The following is an 18607-nucleotide window of genomic DNA, read 5'->3' on the forward strand; positions in this document are numbered from 1 at the left end:
CCTCACCTGGTCGCACCTCGTGTGAAACCGTTGTAGATGTACCTCTGCAGGCACAGGAAGACGATCAGTGTCGGCAGGATGACGAGGATCGCTCCTGCCGAGATCGTCTCCCAGTGGGCGCCGAACGGGCCCTTGAAGCGGAACAGGGACGTCGAGATCACGCCAAGATCCTGGTTCGGCATGTAGAGGAACGGGATGTAGAAGTCGTTGTAGACGGCGATGCCCTTCACGATGACCACCGTTGCGATGGCGGGCTTGAGCAGCGGGAAGATGATCTTGCGGTAGATCGTGAAGGCGTTGGCGCCGTCCAGGCGGGCCGCCTCGTCCAGTGAGGTCGGGATGGACCGGACGAACTGCAGGAAGATGTAGATCGAGACGATGTCCGTGCCCATGTAGAGGGCGATCGGGGCCCAGCGGGTGTCGAAGAGGCCGAAGCTGGTGACGATCTGGAAGGTCGCCACCTGGGTCGTCACTCCGGGGACCAGCGCCGCTGTCAGGAACAGGGCCACCACCAGCTTCTTGAAGCGGAACGTGAAGCGGTCTATCGCGTACGCGGTCATCGAGCCGATCAGGACCGTGCCGGCGACCGAGACCACCAGGATGAAGGCCGTGTTGCCGAAGGCCGAGAGCATCCGGCCGTCCTGGAACGCGGTGACGTAGTTGTGGAAGTTCAGCGGGTCGTGCGGGAGAGTGAGCGCCCCCGTGTCGTTCGAGGTCTCCTGCTCCGTCTTGAGCGAGGTCAGGAAGACGACGAGGAGCGGGAGGACGACCACCACGCTCGCCGTGACCAGGGACAGGTAGAGCAGGGTGCGGGCCAGCGCTCGGCGGGTCATACGAGGTCCACCTTCTCGTCGGGGACCAGCCGGCGCTGGATCCACGTCACCAGGAGGATGATCAGCAGGAGTACGACGGCGGCCGCGGAGGCCAGGCCCGTCTTGTTGAACTGGAAGGCCAGCTTCACCGTCTGGATCACGAAGGTCTCGGTGCCGGTCGCCCCGCCGGTCATGATGTACGGGATGTCGAAGGCCGAGAGGGATCCGGAGACGGAGAGGATCACCGTCAGGGTCAGGACCGGTTTGATGCCCGGCGCGATGATGTGCCGGAACTGGTGCCAGCGGTTCGCGCCGTCCAGCTCGGCCGCCTCGTACAGCTCCCCCGGGATCGACTGGATCGCGCCCAGGAACAAGACGAAGTTCAGGCCCAGGTAGCGCCAGACCGAGACGCCCGCGAGGGAGATGTTCGCGGAGACCGGGGTGCCCAGCCAGGCGTGGTCCGAGTGGTGGCCGAAGAGGGCGAGGACCGAGTCGAGGGTGCCGCCGTCCTGGAAGAAGTAGAGGAACACGAAGCCGATCGCGACCCCGTTGATCAGGTACGGGAAGAACAGCAGGCCCTTGAAGAAGTTCCGGAAGCGGACGTCGAAGCTGAGGACCGTCGCGAAGTAGAGGGCCGCGATGATCTGGACGACGGACGCCGCCAGGTAGTAGCCGCTGACCCAGAAGACCTCGAACAGGTCGGGGCGGGTGAAGAGTTCGGTGTAGTTGCCGACGCCCGTGTAGTGCAGCTCGGGGCTGACGCCGTCCCAGTCGGTGAAGCTGTACGCCAGCATGTTGGCGATCGGCGCGTAGGTGAAGGTGATCAGGAAGGCGAGCGGGGCCAGGAGGAAGAGCCAGGGGGTGAGGCCCCGCCACACGCGCGCACGGCGTGGGGCGGGGGCCGGGGTGGGGACGGCGGTCTTCACCCGCTCCGAAGTGGCCTTCGGTACGGCCGACTTGTGGGTGGTGTCCGTCATCAGGACCCCACGGTCTTCCGCGCCTCGGTCCACTTCCTGCCGAGGCCGGCGAGGAAGTCGTCCAGGCTGCCCTTGCGGGCGCCGCGCGCGAGGTCGACCAGGTCCTGGCGGTAGTCGGGCTTGTTGATGCCGACCTCGGACTGGTCGTCGATGGCCTTCACCTGGGCGCCCTTGGTGTCGTCGAGCTCGATGAACTTCACGCCCTCGTCCTCGTACGGCTTCAGTACGTCGGGCAGCGCGGCGTTCTTGAGCGGGGAGATCGCCAGGTTGTCCTTGTCGTAGCCGGACTTGTCGGTGAACCAGTCGATCCAGGCGCGGGCCGCCTCCTTGTGCCGCGAGTGGACGTTGACGGCCTGGTTGTAGTCGGGGCCGACGACCGCGCAGAACCTGCCGTCCACCTGGGCCGGGAAGGGCATGAAGCCGATGTCGTCGGGGCTCACCCCGGCCTTCCTCGCGGCGTCCTGGAACTGGACGATCGCCCAGGTGCCGAGCCACTGCGTGGCGATCTTCCCCTTCGCCAACCGGGGCTTGGAGAGCTCCCAGTTGGTGGTCGTCGGGTCCTTCTCGGCCAGGCCCTCGTGGACGATGTCGTACAGCAGGGTGTCGCCGACGCGCAGGTCGCTGCCCTTCGCCCAGGGGTCACCCTCGGCGAGCTTGGTGGTGGCCCCGGTGTCGCAGCTGGGCGAGCCGTTGACGAAGGTCCACGAGGTCAGCGGCCACTGGGCGGCGAAGTTGGTGTAGTACGGCGTCGCGTCCGTCCTGGACTTGATCGCCTTGAGGTCGGTGAGGAACTCGGCCGGTGTGGTGGGCCACTTGGTGACGCCGGCCTCCCGCCAGACCTTCTTGTTGTAGACGAAGCCGGGGCTCACGCCGATCGGGCTCTGGCCGTAGACCTTGCCGTCGACCGTGGTGAAGTCGGTGAAGCGGTACTTCTCGCTGCGCCCCGCCTGGGTGCCGAGGGACGCGAAGAAGCGAGGGTAGTCGCTCTTCTTCACCACCCCCGGGATCAGCAGGACGTCGCCGTAGTTCTCCGTGTTCATCCGGATCTTGACCTCGGCCTCGTAGTTCGTGAGGGCCTCGAACTCGACCTTGACCTTCGGATACGTCTTGTTGAACTCGGCGGCGTACTTCTTCATCGTGCCGTCCTGCACGAGGTCGGTGCGCTGGGTGAGGACCTTGATGGTTCCGGACACCTTTGACGGATCGTCAGGGGCCTTGGCCTCCGCGCCCTTCGACGTGCCTCCGGTGCCGGTGCAGGCCGTGAGGACGAGAGCGGCTCCGGCGGCGAGGGCGAGGACTGTACGGCGGGACATGTGCATCAACTCCGTTCATGGTTCACGTTCATGGGACGGACGAGCACGAGCGGGTTGGCTGGTTCGGTACTCTGACAACGTTTTCTTAACCGGTAAAGTCCCTATTCCGCCAAGGCTGCCGAAAGTTTTCCGAGCACTGGACTCAAACGGTTTAGTTCGACGGTTTGGTTCGACGGTTTAGGGAGTGTGCATGCTGGAGGCGACACCGCTCACCGAGGGATGGGTTCTGCGGCACGAAGGGAAGCTGCTTCCGGCCGCCGTGCCGGGCTGTGTGCACACCGACCTGCTCGCGGCGGGGGTGATCCCGGACCCTTTCCTCGGACGCGACGAAGCCGAGGTCGCGTGGGTGGGGCGGCGCGAGTGGACGTACGAGACCGAGCTGCGCGCCGGGTCCGGGCACGAGCAGACCGACCTGGTCTTCGACGGGCTGGACACCGCCGCCGAGGTCATGGTCGACGGTCGGCTCCTGGGCCGGACGAGGAACATGCACCGGTCCTACCGCTTCGACGTGACCGGGATGTCGGGGCTGCTCTCGGTGCGGTTCGTGTCCGCGTACGCCGAGGCGGAGGCCGTGCGCGGGCGGGTCGGCGAGCGGCCGGCCGCCTATGCCGAGCCGTACCAGTACATCCGAAAGATGGCCTGCTCGTTCGGCTGGGACTGGGGGCCGACGCTGGTGACGGCCGGTATCTGGCGGCCGGTGCGGCTGGAGCACTGGTCGACTGCCCGGATCGCCCGGGTGCGGCCGCTGGTGACCGTCGAAGACGGCCTGGGTGTGGTCGAGTTGCACGTCGAGGTCGAGCGGAGCCGGGTCGAGGCGCCGCTGGCCGTCGAGGCCACGGTCGGCGGGGTGCGGGCGCACGCCGACATCGACGGGAGTGCGGGGGTCGTACGGATCCAGGTGCCGGACGTGCGCTTGTGGTGGCCGCGCGGGTACGGCGAACAGCCTTTGTACGATGTCGAGTTGACGTTGCTGGGCGGTGGCGGGGCGCTGGACGTGTGGCGGCGGCGGGTCGGGTTCAGGACCGCCCGACTGGACACCTCGGCCGATGCGCACGGCACCGGGTTCACCCTGGTCGTCAACGGCGAGCGGCTCTTCGCGCGCGGGGTCAACTGGATCCCGGACGACGTGTTCCCCTCGCGCGTCACGCGTGAGCGCTACCGGGAGCGGCTCGGGCAGGCGGCCGACGCGAACGTGGATCTGGTGCGGGTGTGGGGCGGCGGGATCTACGAGAGCGAGGACTTCTACGACGCCTGCGACGAACTGGGGCTGCTGGTCTGGCAGGACTTTCCCTTCGCCTGCGCCGCGTACCCGGAGGAGCAGCCGCTGCGCGGGGAGGTGGAGGCGGAGGCGCGGGAGAACGTCGTACGGCTGATGCCGCATCCCTCGCTGGTGCTGTGGAACGGCAACAACGAGAACCTGTGGGGGTTCCGGGACTGGGGCTGGGAGGAGCGGCTCGCCGGGGACTCCTGGGGCGAGGGGTACTACCTGGGCCTACTGCCGCGGGTGGTGGCCGAGTCGGATCCGACGCGGGTGTACACGGCGGGCAGTCCGTGGTCCGGCTCGTGGGAGCGGCATCCGAACGATCCGGCGCACGGTACGCACCACTCCTGGGAGGTGTGGAACCGGGCGGATTACGCGGATTACCGGCTCGAAGTGCCGCGGTTCGTGGCGGAGTTCGGGTGGCAGGCGCCGCCCGCGTACGCCACGCTGCGGCGGGCGCTGCCGGGTGAGGAGCTCGCCGCGGACTCCCCCGGCATGCTGCACCACCAGAAGGCGGACGACGGCAACGGGAAGCTGCGGCGGGGGCTGGAGCGGCATTTCGCCTTCCCCGAGGGGGACTTCGACCGCTGGCACTATCTGACGCAGGTGAACCAGGCGCGTGCCGTCGCCGCCGGGATCGAGCACTGGCGGTCCAACTGGCCGGTGTGCGCGGGGACGGTCGTGTGGCAGCTCAACGACTGCTGGCCGGTGACGAGTTGGGCGGCGGTCGACGGGGACGGCCGGGCGAAGCCGCTGTACCACGAGCTGCGGCGACTGTACGCGGACCGGCTGCTGACGGCTCAAGTGCGGGGGCGGGAGCGGGGGCTGGTGTTGGCGGTCGTCAACCAGGCGGCGGAGGCCTGGGCGGGGGTGGTCCGGCTGCGACGGATGTCGGTGGACGGCGGGGTGATCGGCGAGGCCGAGGTGGACTTCCGGGCGGGACGACGGGCCGTCGTCGATGTGGAGGTACCGCCGGAGCTGACGCCGGTGGGGCCGAAGGAGTTCCTGGTGGCGGACACCGATGGGCTGAGGGCCCTGTACTTCCCCTCCCCCGATCGCGAAATCCCCTACCCCCGCCCCGAGTTCGACGTCTCCGTGGCTCCCGGCGCCGTGACCGTGACGGCCCGCACCCTCGTACGGGATCTGCTGCTTCAGGCGGACCGGCTCGGCCCGGACGCGCGGGCCGACCGGGGGCTGGTGACCCTGTTGCCCGGTGAGCGGGTGACCATCGGGGTGAGCGGGTGGGAGACTCCCGATCCCGGCACCGCCCGATCCGCCCTGTACTGCCTGGAGAGCGGCCGATGACCACCTCCCGCGTCACCATCAAGGACGTCGCCGCGCGCGCCGGTGTGTCCAAGGGTGCCGTGTCGCTCGCCTTCAACCACAAGCCGGGTCTCTCGGAGGCGACCCGGGACCGGATCTTCGAGGCGGCGCGGGAGCTGGGCTGGGCGCCGAACCTCACCGCGCGGACACTGGCCGGGTCGCGGGTGGACGTGGTGGGGCTCGCGATCTGCCGGCCGGCCCGGCTGCTGGGCCTGGAGCCCTTCTACATGGAGTTCGTCTCGGGCGTGGAGAGCGTGCTGATCGAGCGGAACTGCTCGCTGCTGCTGCGGCTCGTGCGGAACGTGGAGGAGGAGGTCGGGCTGCAGGAGACGTGGTGGCGGGGACGGCAGATCGGCGGGTCGATCCTGGTCGACTTCCGGGCCGACGACCCCCGCGTGGGCGCCGTCGAGCGGCTGGGGATGCCGGTGGTCGCCGTCGGGCACCCCTCGCTGACCGGCTCGCTCACCTCCGTGTGGACCGACGACGCGACGGCCGTACGGGAAGCCGTGCGGTATCTCGCGGCGCTCGGGCACCGGCGGATCGCCCGGGTGGGGGGCGCCGCCGCGCTCGGGCACACGGCGATGCGGACCGCCGCGTTCGACGAGGCGGCGCGCACCCTGGAGCTGGCCGGGGCCTGGCAGGTGACCACGGACTACTCCGGCGAGGCGGGGGCGCGGGCCACCCGGTCGCTGCTCAGCGCGGCCCCCGCGGACCGGCCGACGGCGATCGTCTACGACAACGACATCATGGCGGTGGCCGGTCTCTCGGTGGCCGCCGAGATGGGGCTGAGCGTGCCGGCGGACGTCTCGCTGCTGGCCTGGGACGACTCCCAGCTGTGCCGGCTGACGCATCCGACGCTGTCCGCCATGAGCCATGACGTGCACGGATTCGGCGCGGACGCGGCGCGGACGCTGTTCGGGGCGATCACGGGAGACGGGCCGGGATCGCATCCCGTACCCACTCCGGTTCTCACTCCGCGCGGCTCGACGGCCCCGCCGCGGATGTGACCTTCGCCGCTCCCGCCGTCAGGGGTGTGCAGTTACGTTACCCGTAAGTAGCATGGGGCTGAGCGCGCGCTCAGCGCGGCCGCAGCAGTGCAGATCCCGCATCTGGAGGAGAGCCATCGTGCCTCGTACCGTCAGGGACGTCGTCTTCGTCGACGGCGTCCGCACCCCGTTCGGCAAGGCGGGCCCGAAGGGTATCTACCACGAGACCCGGGCCGACGACCTCGTGGTGAAGGCGATCCGGGAGCTGCTGCGCCGCAACCCCGGTCTCGACCCGAAGAAGATCGACGAGGTCGCCATCGCCGCGACCACGCAGATCGGCGACCAGGGCCTGACCATCGGCCGTACCGCCGGCATCCTGGCCGGTCTGCCGCAGTCCGTCCCCGGCTACTCCATCGACCGCATGTGCGCCGGCGCCCTGACCGCCGTCACCACGGTCGCCGGTTCCGTGGCCTTCGGCGCGTACGACATCGCCATCGCCGGCGGTGTCGAGCACATGGGCCGGCACCCCATGGGTGAGGGCGTGGACCCGAACCCGCGCTTCGTGAGCGAGAAGCTGGTCGACGAGTCCGCCCTGTTCATGGGCATGACCGCGGAGAACCTGCACGACCGCTACCCGCACATCACCAAGCTGCGCGCCGACGAGTACGCCGTGCGCTCCCAGGAGAAGGCCGCCAAGGCGTACGCCAACGGCAAGATCCAGGCCGACCTCGTGCCGATCTCGGTGCGCCGCACCAACCCGGAGGCCGGTGAGACCGGCTGGGGCCTGGTGACCGCCGACGAGCCGATGCGCCCGGGTACGACGCTGGAGAACCTCTCCGGCCTCAAGACGCCGTTCCGCGTCCACGGCCGGGTCACCGCGGGCAACGCGGCCGGTCTGAACGACGGCGCCACCGCCTCGCTGATCGCCTCCGAGGACTTCGCCCGCGAGAACAACCTCCCGGTGAAGATGCGTCTGGTCTCCTACTCCTTCGCGGGTGTCGAGCCGGAGGTCATGGGCTACGGCCCGATCCCGGCCACCGAGAAGGCCCTCGCCCAGGCCGGCCTGTCCATCGAGGACATCGGCCTGTTCGAGATCAACGAGGCGTTCGCCGTCCAGGTCCTGGCCTTCCTCGACCACTACGGCATCGCGGACGACGACGAGCGCGTCAACCAGTACGGCGGCGCGATCGCCTTCGGCCACCCGCTGGCCTCCTCCGGCGTGCGCCTGATGACGCAGCTGGCCCGCCAGTTCGAGGAGCAGCCGCACGTCCGCTACGGCCTGACCACCATGTGCGTCGGCTTCGGCATGGGCGCGACGGTCATCTGGGAGAACCCGCACTTCGACGGAGGCGACAAGTGAGCACCACCGAACTCCTGAAGGGCGCGGCCGAACTGTTCCCCGACGAGGTCGTGACGTCCGCGCACGTACGCCACCTCGACCTGCCGTTCGGCGCCGGGCGCTTCGCGCTCATCACCCTCGACAACGGCTTCGACCACACCAAGCCGACCACCTTCGGCCCGGCCTCGCTGGCGAACCTCAACACCGCCATCGACCAGGTCGAGAAGGAGGCCGCGGCCGGCGAGATCGTCGGCGTCGGCATCACCGGCAAGCCGTTCATCTTCGCGGTCGGCGCCGACCTCAAGGGCGTCGAGCTCCTCAAGGAGCACAAGGACGCGCTCGCCATCGGCAAGGGCGGCCACGAGGTCTTCAAGCGCCTGTCGGGCCTCGCCGTGCCGACCTTCGCCTACTACAACGGCGCCGCGATGGGCGGTGGCGTCGAGGTCGGTCTGCACTGCGAGTACCGCACGGTCAGCAAGGCGCTCCCGGCCTTCTCCCTCCCCGAGGTCTTCCTCGGCCTGGTCCCCGGCTGGGGCGGCTGCACGCTCCTGCCGAACCTGATCGGTGCCGACAAGGCCGTCTCGGTGATCATCGAGAACAGCCTCAACCAGAACAAGCAGCTCAAGGGGCAGCAGGTCTTCGACCTGGGCATCGCCGACGCCATCTTCGAGGGCGCCGACTTCCTGGAGCAGTCGCTGATCTGGACCGCGAACGTCCTCAAGGGCGAGATCGAGGTCGAGCGCCCGGTGATCGACCGCGGTGAGGCCTGGGACCAGGCCGTCGCCAAGGGCCGCTTCATCGCGGACTCCAAGGTGCACGGCGCCGCTCCGGCCGCCTACCGCGCCCTGGACATCATCGCCGCCGCCAAGAACGGCGACCTGCAGCAGGGCTACGACGCCGAGGACAAGGCGCTCGCCGACCTGATCATGGGCGGCGAACTGCGCGCCGGCATCTACGCGTTCAACCTGGTGCAGAAGCGCGGCAAGCGTCCCGCGGGCGCCCCGGACAAGAACCTGGCGCGTCCGGTCACCAAGGTCGGCGTCGTCGGCGCGGGCCTGATGGCCTCGCAGCTCGCGCTGCTCTTCCTGCGCCGCCTGGAGGTGCCGGTCGTGCTGACCGACATCGACCAGGAGCGCGTCGACAAGGGTGTGGGCTACGTCCACGCGGAGATCGAGAAGCTGCTCGGCAAGGGCCGTATCAACCAGGACAAGGCGAACCGCCTCAAGGCCCTGGTCACCGGTGTGCTGGACAAGGCGGAGGGCTTCTCCGACGCCGACTTCATCATCGAGGCCGTGTTCGAGGAGATCGGCGTCAAGCAGCAGGTGTTCGCGGAGGTCGAGGCGGTCGCCCCGGCGCACGCGATCCTGGCGACGAACACCTCGTCCCTGTCCGTCACGGAAATGGCGTCGAAGCTGAAGAACCCCGAGCGGGTCGTGGGCTTCCACTTCTTCAACCCGGTCGCGATCCTGCCGCTCCTCGAGATCGTCCGCGGCGAGCAGACCGACGACGCCTCGCTGGCGACCGCTTTCGCGGTGGCCAAGAAGCTGAAGAAGACCGCGGTTCTGGTGAAGGACGCCCCGGCGTTCGTCGTCAACCGCATCCTCACCCGCTTCATGGGCGAGATCCAGAACGTCATCGACGAGGGCACGCCGGTCGAGGTCGCGGAGAAGGCGGTGGAGCCCCTGGGCCTGCCGATGTCCCCGCTGGTCCTGCTGGAACTGGTCGGTCCCGCGATCGGCCTGCACGTCTCGGAGACCCTCAACCGGGCCTTCCCGGACCGCTTCACGGTCTCCCCGAACCTCGCGGCCGTCGTCAAGGCGGGCAAGCGCGGCTTCTACGTGTACGACAGCGGGAAGCCGGAGCTGGACCCGGAGGTCGCCGCGCTGCTGAAGCAGGGCGACACCGTCCTCACCGAGGAGCAGGTCCGTGACCGCGTCCTGGACGCCGTCGCCCAGGAGATCGGGCTCATGCTCGACGAGGGCGTCGTCGCCGAGGCCCAGGACATCGACCTCTGCCTGATCACGGGCGCCGGCTGGCCCTTCCACCTGGGCGGCATCACGCCGTACCTGGACCGTGAGGGTGTCTCCGAGCGCGTGAACGGCAAGAAGTTCCTGGCTCCGGGGCTGGCGTCGGTTCCGGCGTAAGTGCCCTTCGTACGGCCGTGAAGAGGGCCTCCGCTTTCGGGCGGAGGCCCTCCTTCGTTTCGGCACCGGCGGCATCCCGACAGGGCGCGCCTCACACCTCGCGCCACGCCTCCAGTGCCAGGACCGGCTCGTCCTTGCGTCGGGTGAGGAGGAGTCGGGCGGTTGACGGGGACAGGGTCGCGGCCACCACCCGGTCGTCCTCGTCCACCGCCAGGGAGACCGCCGCGTCGGCCGGGAGGCCGGGGCCCGACTCGGTCCACCAGGCGCCCGCGGACTCCTGTTCGGTGGGGTACGCGGCGAAGGCGACCCGGCCGCTCGCCGAGCGCTGGGCGAGCAACGTGCAGTCGTGGCCGTCGAGTTCGCAACGGACGGCGCTGACCGGGCCGGGCCCCGCGGAGGGCAGCAGGGTGACCGGCTTGGCGCCGGGCCGCCAGACGCACAGGTCGCCCGAGTCGTCGGTGTAGAAGAGCGTGGTGGCGTCCGGCGAGGTCGCGAGGGCGTACAGCGTGTCCGGGCGTACGGGGGCCTCCATCGCCTCCTCCAGCACGGGCTGTGCGCCCGCCTCCTGCTGGCGCCAGTACAGGATCCCGCCGGGCACGGCCGCGTACACCTCCACGCGTCCCGACTCACCCGTCACCGCCGCCAACTCCCCTTCCACGTCACGCCCCTTGAGGTCACGCCAGGGCGTCCAGCCGCCCTTCTCCTTCTGCGCGACCATGCTCACTCCGCCGCCCTTGTTGCGTACGAAGACATGGACACGGCCCTCGGCGTCGACCGCGAGGGCAGGCGGGCCGGTGAGGTCGCCCTTCTTGTCGGGGTGCCCGATCGGGGCCCAGTCGAGGGCGGCGAGGTGGGAGCGAAAGTGGACCGAGTGGACGAGGCCGGACTCGCCGGAGACGGTGGGGCGCCAGGCGACCAGATGGCCGTACCCGTCGCCGCCCTGCCCGACCGCGACGGAGGCGCGCAGTTTCTGTTCGCCGCCGATCCTGCGCGGGGCCGACCAGGGACCGCCGGACGCGCGTTCCGCACGGCACAGGACGGCGTCGTCCGACAGCAGGTAGACACTGAGCCGGCCGTCACGCCCGCGGAGAAGCCAGTCGCCGTTCACCAGTTCACTCTAAGCGGGGCGGATCGGGCGCGGCGGGCGGGGGCCGGGGTGATCGGGCGGTCCGGTGGGCGTTCACGGGGGTGCAGGGGGCAGGCTGGTGGTCAGCAACCACCGCATCGCAAGCGACAAGGAAGCCGACCTCATGACCGACAAGCTCACCGTGAGCGTCCTCGGCACGGGCATCATGGGCGCCGCCATGGCCCGTAACCTCGCCCGCGCCGGACACACCGTCCGCGCCTGGAACCGCACCCGCGCCAAGGCCGAACCGCTCGCCGCCGACGGCGCCCACGTCACCGACACCCCCGCCGAGGCCGTCCAGGGCGCCGACGTCGTCCTGACCGTCCTGTACGACGGCCCCGCCGCCCTCGACGTCATGCGCGAGGCCGCCGCCGCGCTGCGCCCCGGCGCCGCCTGGGTGCAGTCCACCACCGCCGGCATCGAGGCGGTCCCCGAGCTGGCCGCGTTCGCCGAGGAGCACGGGCTGCTCTTCTACGACGCCCCCGTGCTGGGCACCCGCCAGCCCGCGGAGGCCGGGCAGTTGACGGTGCTGGCCGCCGGTCCTGCCGAAGGGCGGGCGACGGTGGAGCCGGTGTTCGACGCGGTCGGCGCACGGACGCTGTGGACCGGCGAGGACGGGGCCGCGGCGAGTGCGACGCGGCTGAAGCTCGTCGCCAACAGCTGGGTGCTCGCCGCGACCGCCGCGACCGGGGAGGTCCTGGCGCTGTCCAAGGCCCTCGACGTCGACCCGCAGAACTTCTTCGACCTCATCGCGGGCGGCCCGCTCGACATGGGCTACCTGAAGGCCAAGGCGGCCCTGATCCTCGACGACCGGCTCTCCCCGGCGTCCTTCGCGGTGACCACGGCCGCCAAGGACGCCCGTCTGATCGTCGAGGCCGCGCGCGAGAACGGCGTACGGCTGGACGTGGCGGAGGCGAGCGCGGAGCGCCTGGAGCGGGCCGCCGCGCAGGGGCACGGGGACGAGGACATGGCCGCCGCGTACTTCGCGAGCTTCGAGGAGAAGACGGCCGACTGAGGCGAGCGACAGGGGCAGGGGGCCGACTGTGCGAACCTTTTCCGCATGAGTGAGAGCGACCCCCTGCTCGTGATCGTCGACGGTGCCAACGTCGTCGGGTCGGTGCCCGACGGCTGGTGGCGGGATCGGCGGGGGGCCGCGGAGCGGCTTCGCGACCGGCTGGCCGCGGACGGGCTGCCGGGGCACCCCGGGCCCGTGGAGATCGTGCTCGTGGTCGAGGGCGCGGCGCGCGGGGTGGAATCGGTGCCCGGCGTGCGGGTGGAGTCGGCGCCGGGCAGCGGGGACGATCACATGGTCGAGCTGGTGGCGGGCGCGGCGGGCCGGTCCGTCCTCGTGGTGACCGCGGACCGTGAACTCCGGCGCCGGGTCACGGAGTTGGGCGCGGAGGTCACCGGGCCGCGGTCGGTCCGGCCCGCCTAGTCGACTGTCGGCTGTCGGCTGTCGGCTACTGGGCGTCACGGCCCGGGGGCTCGAGGACCTCGCCCGCGCGGGTCGCCTCGCCGCGGGCGAGGCGGCTGTGGGTGCGGCCGTAGAAGAAGTACACGACGAAGCCGATGGCCATCCAGATGGCGAAGCGGAGCCAGGTCTCGGCGGGGAGGTTCAGCATCAGCCAGAGGGAGGCCAGCACCGAGAGGATCGGCAGGGCCGGCACCCACGGCGTGCGGAAGGAACGCTCCAGGTCGGGGCGGGTGTTGCGCAGGATGATGACGCTGATCGCGACGACGATGAAGGCGAAGAGCGTGCCGATGTTCACCAGTTCGGCGAGTTCGCTGAGGCTGGTGAAGCCGGCGACGATCGCGATGACCACGCCGAGGAGGATCGTCGGGCGGTACGGGGTGCGGAACTTCGGGTGGGTGTGGGAGAAGAAGCGGGGCAGCAGGCCGTCCCGGCTCATCGCGAAGAACACCCGGGACTGGCCCAGGAGGAGGATCATGCAGACGGTGGTCAGGCCGACCGCCGCGCCGAAGCTGATCAGGCCCGCGAACCACGGGTGCCCGGTGGCCTTGAACGCGTCGGCGAGCGGGGCGTCCACGGACAGCCTGCTGTACTTCTGCATGCCGGTCACCACGATCGACACGGCGACGTACAGCGTGGTGCAGATGATCAGCGAGCCGATGATGCCGCGCGGCACGTCCCGCTGCGGGTTGCGGGTCTCCTCGGCGGCGGTGGCCACGACGTCGAAGCCGATGAAGGCGAAGAAGACGACGGAGGCGGCGGTGAAGATGCCCATGACGCCGAAGTTGGAGGGCGCCCAGCCGAACATCAGCTGGATCAGCGGGGCCTTGAGGCTGCTGCCCGCCTCCACGGCCTGCGACTTGGGGATGAACGGCTTGTAGTTGTCGCCCTCGATGAAGAAGGCGCCCGCGATGATGACGACGAGGACGACGGCCACCTTGATGGCGACGACGACCGAGGTGACCCGCGCGGAGAGCTTCATGCCGACGACGAGGATCGCGGTGAGCACCAGCACCAGGGCGGCGGCGAGGATGTCGAAGCCGAAGCCGGAGGCGCCGTCCCGGCCGCTGAGCGCCTCGGGCAGGTGCCAGCCTGCGTTGTCGAGCAGCGAGTGGATGTAGCCGGACCAGCCGACGGCGACCACCGCCGTGCCCAGCGCCAGCTCCAGGACCAGGTCCCAGCCGATGATCCAGGCGGGGAGCTCGCCGAGGGAGGCGTAGGAGAAGGTGTACGCGGAGCCGGCGACCGGGACGGTGGAGGCGAACTCGGCGTAGCACAGGGCGGCGAGCGCGCAGACCACGCCCGCGACGACGAAGGACAGGGAGACGGCGGGTCCGGCGGTGTTCTTCGCCGCCGTGCCGGTCAGTACGAAGATGCCGGTGCCGATGATGACACCGACGCCGAAGACCGTCAGATCCAGTGCGGACAGGGATTTTCGGAGCGCGTGCTCGGGCTCCTCGGTGTCCTGGATGGACTGCTCGATGTTCTTCGTCCTGAAGAGTGTGCTGCTCACGGGCGTACCTCCCACGCTGTGTCGTCCTCGACATGATCGAGAGGGGGCGTACTGCGTATGCCCCGGCGCGAGGGGATTCACGCGAAAGGACCCCTTTCACCACCGCGGTGGGTGGTGAAAGGGGTCCTTTCGGCGGTGTTCAGTCCCGGGCGGGCTCGATCTCGGCGGCGGCGCGGTCGAACCGGCCGTCCAGCTTGGAGACCAGCCCGGTCACCTGGCGGGCGATGTCGGGGGCGGTGAGCCCGATCTCCGCCATGACCTCGGCGCGCGAGGCGTGGTCGAGGAAGCGCGGCGGGATGCCGAAGTCGCGCAGCGGTACGTCCACGCCCGCGTCGCGCAGGGCCTGGGCGATCGCCGAACCGACGCCGCCGACGCGGGAGTTGTCCTCGACGGTGACGACCACCCGGTGCCGCTCCGCGAGGGGGGCCATGGCCTCGTCGACCGGCTTGACCCAGCGCGGGTCGACGACGGTGGTGGAGATGCCCTGCTGGTCGAGGAGCCCGGCGATCTCCAGGCACATCGGGGCGAGGGCGCCGACGGAGACGAGGAGCACGTCCGGGGTGTCGGTGCCGGGCTCGCGCAGTACGTCCATGCCGCCGACGCGGCCCACGGCGGGTACGGCGGGGCCGACGGCGCCCTTGGAGAAGCGGACGACGGTCGGCGCGTCCTCGACCTGGACGGCCTCGCGGAGCTGGGCGCGGACCTGGTCGGCGTCGCGCGGGGCGGCGAGGCGCAGGCCGGGGACGACCTGGAGGATCGACATGTCCCACATGCCGTTGTGGGAGGCGCCGTCGGTGCCGGTGACGCCGGCCCGGTCGAGGACGAAGGTGACGCCGCACTTGTGCAGGGCGACGTCCATCAGGACCTGGTCGAAGGCGCGGTTGAGGAAGGTGGCGTAGACGGCGAAGACGGGGTGCAGGCCGCCGGTGGCCAGGCCCGCGGCGGAGACGGCGCCGTGCTGCTCGGCGATGCCGACGTCGTAGATCCGCTCGGGGAAGGCGTCGGCGAACTTCTTCAGGCCGACCGGCTGGAGCATCGCGGCCGTGATGGCGACGATGTCCTCGCGCTCCTTGCCGAGCTGGACCATCTCGTCGCCGAAGACGGAGGTCCAGTCGGCGCCGGAGGCCTTGATGGGCAGGCCGGTGTCCGGGTGGATGGGGCCGATGCCGTGGAAGCGGTCGGCCTCGTCCTGGAGGGCGGGCTGGTAGCCGCGGCCCTTCTCGGTGAGGCAGTGCACGATGACGGGCCCGCCGAAGCGCTTGGCGCGGGCCAGCGCCGACTCCAGGGCCTCGATGTCGTGGCCGTCGATCGGGCCGACGTACTTCAGGCCGAGGTCCTCGAACATGCCCTGCGGGGCGATGAAGTCCTTGAGGCCCTTCTTGGCGCCGTGGAGGGTCTCGTAGAGGGGCTTGCCGACGACCGGGGTGCGCTCCAGGAGGTCCTTGCCGCGGGCCAGGAAGCGCTCGTAGCCGTCGGTGGTGCGCAGGGTCGCCAGGTGGTTCGCCAGGCCGCCGATGGTGGGCGCGTACGAGCGCTCGTTGTCGTTGACGACGATGACGAGGGGGCGGTCGCCGTCGGCGATGTTGTTCAGCGCCTCCCAGGCCATGCCGCCGGTCAGGGCGCCGTCACCGATCACGGCGACCACGTGGTCGTCGCGTTTCAGGATCTGGTTGGCCTTCGCGAGGCCGTCGGCCCAGCCGAGGACCGTGGAGGCGTGGCTGTTCTCGATGACGTCGTGCTCGGACTCGGCCTGCGAGGGGTAGCCGGACAGGCCGCCCTTCATCTTCAGCCTGGAGAAGTCCTGGCGGCCGGTGAGCAGCTTGTGCACGTAGGACTGGTGGCCGGTGTCCCACAGCACCTTGTCCTTCGGGGAGTCGAAGACGCGGTGCAGGGCGATGGTCAGCTCGACCACACCGAGGTTCGGGCCGAGGTGGCCGCCGGTCTTGGAGACGGCGTCGACGAGGAAGGTCCGGATCTCCTCCGCCAGCTGGTCCAGCTGCTCAGGGCTGAGCCGGTCCAGATCGCGCGGTCCCCTGATGCGGGTCAGCAGCGGCACCCGTGCCTCCTTGCGTAAAAGCTGATCGAGCTGTTGCCGGGCTTGTCGAGTCTAATGTTCCGCCTTTGCGGACGGCGCCCGGGCGGTGGGGGATACGTCACGCGATCGGCTGTACCCAAGATCGGCCCTGCCTATGACATGACTGTGCCCGGCACCGCCGTTGGTGCCGGGCACAGTGTTCCGCGGGCCGTTACGCGCGTCCGGCCGTCTTCTGGGTCTTGCGGGTGATGGAGTCGATGACCACGGTGGTCAGCAGCACCGCCGCGGTGATCATGTACTTCACCGGCTCGGCGATGGACTCCAGCTGGAGGCCGTACTGGATGGACACGATCACCAGGACACCCAGTAGGGCGTTCCAGGTGCGGCCGCGGCCACCGAACAGCGAGGTGCCGCCGATGACGGCCGCGGCGATCGCGTTCATCAGCAGGTCGCCGGTGCCGGCGCTCTGGTTGGCGGAGGCGATCTTCGAGGCCAGGAACAGACCGCCGATCGCCGCGAAGCCGCCGGAGATCGCGAAGACCGAGATCCGGACCGCGGTGACGTTGATGCCCGCACGGCGCGAGGCCTCGACGCTGCCGCCGAGCGCGAAGATCTTGCGGCCGTAGGAGGTACGGCGGAGCAGGAAGTCCGTGCCGATCAGGAAGACCAGGAAGATCACCGTGGCCAGCGGCAGGCCCTTGTACTGGTTGTACATCGCGGCCGCCGCGAAGGAGACCACGGCCAGCAGCACCGTACGCAGGATCGTGTCGCTCAGCGGCCGGGACGGGACGCCCGCGGCCTCACGGCGCTTGTTGCCGAGGAACGAGCTGATGAAGAACACCGCGACGACGACGACCGCGAGGCCGTAGGCGACGGCCACGTCCGCGAAGAAGTACGTGGTCAGCTTGCCGATCAGGCCGTCGCTGTCGAGGTTGATCGTGCCGTTCTCGCCGAGCACCTTGAGCATGAAGCCGAGCCAGAACAGCAGACCGGCCAGGGTCACGGCGAAGGCGGGGGCGCCGAGCACCGCGAAGAAGAAGCCGTGGGCCGCGCCGATGGCCGCACCGGCGGCGATCGCGACGAGCACGGCCGCCCACTCGGGCCAGCCCTGGTTGACCGCGAGAACGGCCGCCAGGGCGCTTGCCGCGCCGCTGACCGAGCCGACCGACAGGTCGATCTCGCCGAGCAGCAGCACGAAGACGATGCCGACGGAGATCATGCCCGTGCCGACCATCGTGACGGTGATGTCGCTCAGGTTCTGCGCGGACAGGAAGTTGGAGTTCAGCGACTGGAAGATCACGCAGATGGCGATCAGGCCGATGATGACCGGCAGGGAGCCCAGCTCACCGGTCTTCATCTTGCGCTTGAACTCGCCGATGTAGCCCGTCAGGCCCTGCTCGCGGACGAGGAGGCGCGGGTCGACCGCGGTCACCGCGGCAGCGGCGGCCTCGGGGTTCTCGACGGCGTGCTCGTCCTGCGGCGTCGCGGAGGTCTTGTCGATGCTCACTTGGAAACCTCCCCGTTCGTGCTGGTCGTGCGGGCCGCACGGCGGGTGACCGCGTTGTCGGTGGCGCCGGTGATGGCGGAGATGATCTCCTCCTGCGAGGTCGTCTTGACCTCGAAGACGCCGTTGTTCTGGCCCAGGCGCAGCACTGCGACCTTGTCGGCCACGGCCTTCACGTCGGCCATGTTGTGGCTGATGAGGATGACCGCGTGGCCGCGCTCGCGCAGCCGCTCGACCAGGTCGAGGACCTGCGCGGTCTGCTCGACGCCGAGGGCGGCGGTGGGCTCGTCGAGGATGACCAGCTTGGGCTCGCCGAGCATGGAGCGGGCGATGGCCACGGTCTGGCGCTGACCGCCGGAGAGCGAGGCGATCGGGATGCGCACGCTGGGGATGCGGATGGACAGCGTCCGCAGGAGTTCCTGGGAGCGGCGCTCCATCTCGACCTCGTCGAGGACGCCCCACTTCCGCAGTTCGCGGCCGAGGAACAGGTTGCCGACGACGTCGATGTTGTCGCACAGCGCGAGGTCCTGGTAGACGGTCGCGATGCCCAGGGCCTGGGCGTCGTGCGGCCGGTTGATCTGGACGGCCTTGCCGTCCCATTCGATGACGCCCTCATCGATGGGGTGCACGCCGGCGATCGTCTTGACCAGCGTGGACTTTCCGGCGCCGTTGTCGCCCACCAGGGCGACCACTTCACCGGCGTGGACCTCAAGCTCTACGTCGGTGAGCGCCTGAACGGCACCGAACCGCTTGGAGACCCCGCGCAACGCCAGCACGGGCGTAGCGGACACGTGAACCATCTC

General features: G+C 70.0%; 14 protein-coding genes. 6 read left to right on the forward strand and 8 right to left on the reverse strand.

Features of this window, described 5'->3' with window-relative positions; genetic code table 11:
• Positions 1 to 2: 2 nt before the first annotated feature.
• Genes MQP27_RS11410 through MQP27_RS11420 form a run of 3 tightly spaced genes read right to left on the reverse strand, consistent with a single transcriptional unit; the run spans position 3 to position 3102 of the window.
• Positions 3 to 833, reverse strand: a complete 831-nt coding sequence (locus tag MQP27_RS11410) for a carbohydrate ABC transporter permease (protein ID WP_242764556.1) — start codon at positions 831 to 833, stop codon at positions 3 to 5.
• Positions 830 to 1789 carry a carbohydrate ABC transporter permease gene (locus MQP27_RS11415; protein ID WP_242764558.1) on the reverse strand — a complete coding sequence of 320 codons (960 nt, stop codon included), beginning with the start codon at positions 1787 to 1789 and terminating at the stop codon, positions 830 to 832. Before MQP27_RS11415 ends, MQP27_RS11410 begins: the two co-directional genes overlap by 4 nt.
• Complete coding sequence (locus MQP27_RS11420; protein WP_242764560.1) at positions 1789 to 3102, reverse strand: ABC transporter substrate-binding protein; 1314 nt, start codon at positions 3100 to 3102, stop codon at positions 1789 to 1791. The genes MQP27_RS11415 and MQP27_RS11420 overlap by 1 nt, the downstream gene beginning before the upstream one ends.
• Before the next feature lie 190 nt (positions 3103 to 3292).
• Here MQP27_RS11420 and MQP27_RS11425 point away from each other — a divergent pair, with 190 nt between their 5' ends.
• The 4 genes from MQP27_RS11425 to MQP27_RS11440 all read left to right on the forward strand — a co-directional run bounded on the left by MQP27_RS11425 (position 3293) and on the right by MQP27_RS11440 (position 10155).
• A complete protein-coding gene (locus tag MQP27_RS11425) occupies positions 3293 to 5668 on the forward strand; it encodes a glycoside hydrolase family 2 protein (RefSeq protein WP_242764562.1) in 2376 nt (791 codons plus the stop codon).
• Positions 5665 to 6693, forward strand: a complete 1029-nt coding sequence (locus MQP27_RS11430; protein ID WP_242764564.1) for a LacI family DNA-binding transcriptional regulator — start codon at positions 5665 to 5667, stop codon at positions 6691 to 6693. The genes MQP27_RS11425 and MQP27_RS11430 overlap by 4 nt, the downstream gene beginning before the upstream one ends.
• Before the next feature lie 118 nt (positions 6694 to 6811).
• Positions 6812 to 8032, forward strand: a complete 1221-nt coding sequence (locus MQP27_RS11435) for a thiolase family protein (protein ID WP_242764566.1) — start codon at positions 6812 to 6814, stop codon at positions 8030 to 8032.
• A complete protein-coding gene (locus MQP27_RS11440; RefSeq protein ID WP_242764568.1) occupies positions 8029 to 10155 on the forward strand; it encodes a 3-hydroxyacyl-CoA dehydrogenase NAD-binding domain-containing protein in 2127 nt (708 codons plus the stop codon). The genes MQP27_RS11435 and MQP27_RS11440 overlap by 4 nt, the downstream gene beginning before the upstream one ends.
• Before the next feature lie 91 nt (positions 10156 to 10246).
• Here MQP27_RS11440 and MQP27_RS11445 read toward each other — a convergent pair whose 3' ends face one another.
• Entirely contained in the window at positions 10247 to 11263 is a 1017-nt protein-coding gene (locus MQP27_RS11445) for a DUF8189 domain-containing protein (protein WP_242764570.1), read from the reverse strand.
• A 142-nt stretch (positions 11264 to 11405) separates the two neighbouring features.
• Between MQP27_RS11445 and MQP27_RS11450 the strand changes: the two genes are divergently transcribed.
• Together MQP27_RS11450 and MQP27_RS11455 are read left to right on the forward strand one after the other, a co-directional pair.
• Positions 11406 to 12296 carry an NAD(P)-dependent oxidoreductase gene (locus MQP27_RS11450; RefSeq protein ID WP_242764572.1) on the forward strand — a complete coding sequence of 297 codons (891 nt, stop codon included), beginning with the start codon at positions 11406 to 11408 and terminating at the stop codon, positions 12294 to 12296.
• Between the two features lie 45 nt (positions 12297 to 12341).
• The gene (locus tag MQP27_RS11455) at positions 12342 to 12716 is read left to right on the forward strand and encodes a PIN domain-containing protein (protein WP_242764574.1); all 375 of its coding nucleotides are present in this window, start codon (positions 12342 to 12344) and stop codon (positions 12714 to 12716) included.
• Between the two features lie 25 nt (positions 12717 to 12741).
• Here MQP27_RS11455 and MQP27_RS11460 read toward each other — a convergent pair whose 3' ends face one another.
• The 4 genes from MQP27_RS11460 to MQP27_RS11475 form a co-directional block, all read right to left on the reverse strand.
• A complete protein-coding gene (locus MQP27_RS11460; RefSeq protein ID WP_242764576.1) occupies positions 12742 to 14265 on the reverse strand; it encodes an amino acid permease in 1524 nt (507 codons plus the stop codon).
• A 139-nt stretch (positions 14266 to 14404) separates the two neighbouring features.
• The gene (gene dxs, locus MQP27_RS11465) at positions 14405 to 16321 is read right to left on the reverse strand and encodes a 1-deoxy-D-xylulose-5-phosphate synthase (protein WP_242764578.1); all 1917 of its coding nucleotides are present in this window, start codon (positions 16319 to 16321) and stop codon (positions 14405 to 14407) included.
• A 190-nt stretch (positions 16322 to 16511) separates the two neighbouring features.
• The gene (locus MQP27_RS11470) at positions 16512 to 17807 is read right to left on the reverse strand and encodes a sugar ABC transporter permease (protein WP_242764580.1); all 1296 of its coding nucleotides are present in this window, start codon (positions 17805 to 17807) and stop codon (positions 16512 to 16514) included.
• Positions 17804 to 18604: an ATP-binding cassette domain-containing protein gene (locus MQP27_RS11475; protein ID WP_242764582.1), complete on the reverse strand. Its 801-nt coding sequence runs from the start codon at positions 18602 to 18604 to the stop codon at positions 17804 to 17806. Before MQP27_RS11475 ends, MQP27_RS11470 begins: the two co-directional genes overlap by 4 nt.
• Positions 18605 to 18607: the final 3 nt, after the last annotated feature.

Source organism: Streptomyces cylindrosporus, assembly GCF_022698165.1.
GTDB lineage: Bacteria > Actinomycetota > Actinomycetes > Streptomycetales > Streptomycetaceae > Streptomyces > Streptomyces cylindrosporus.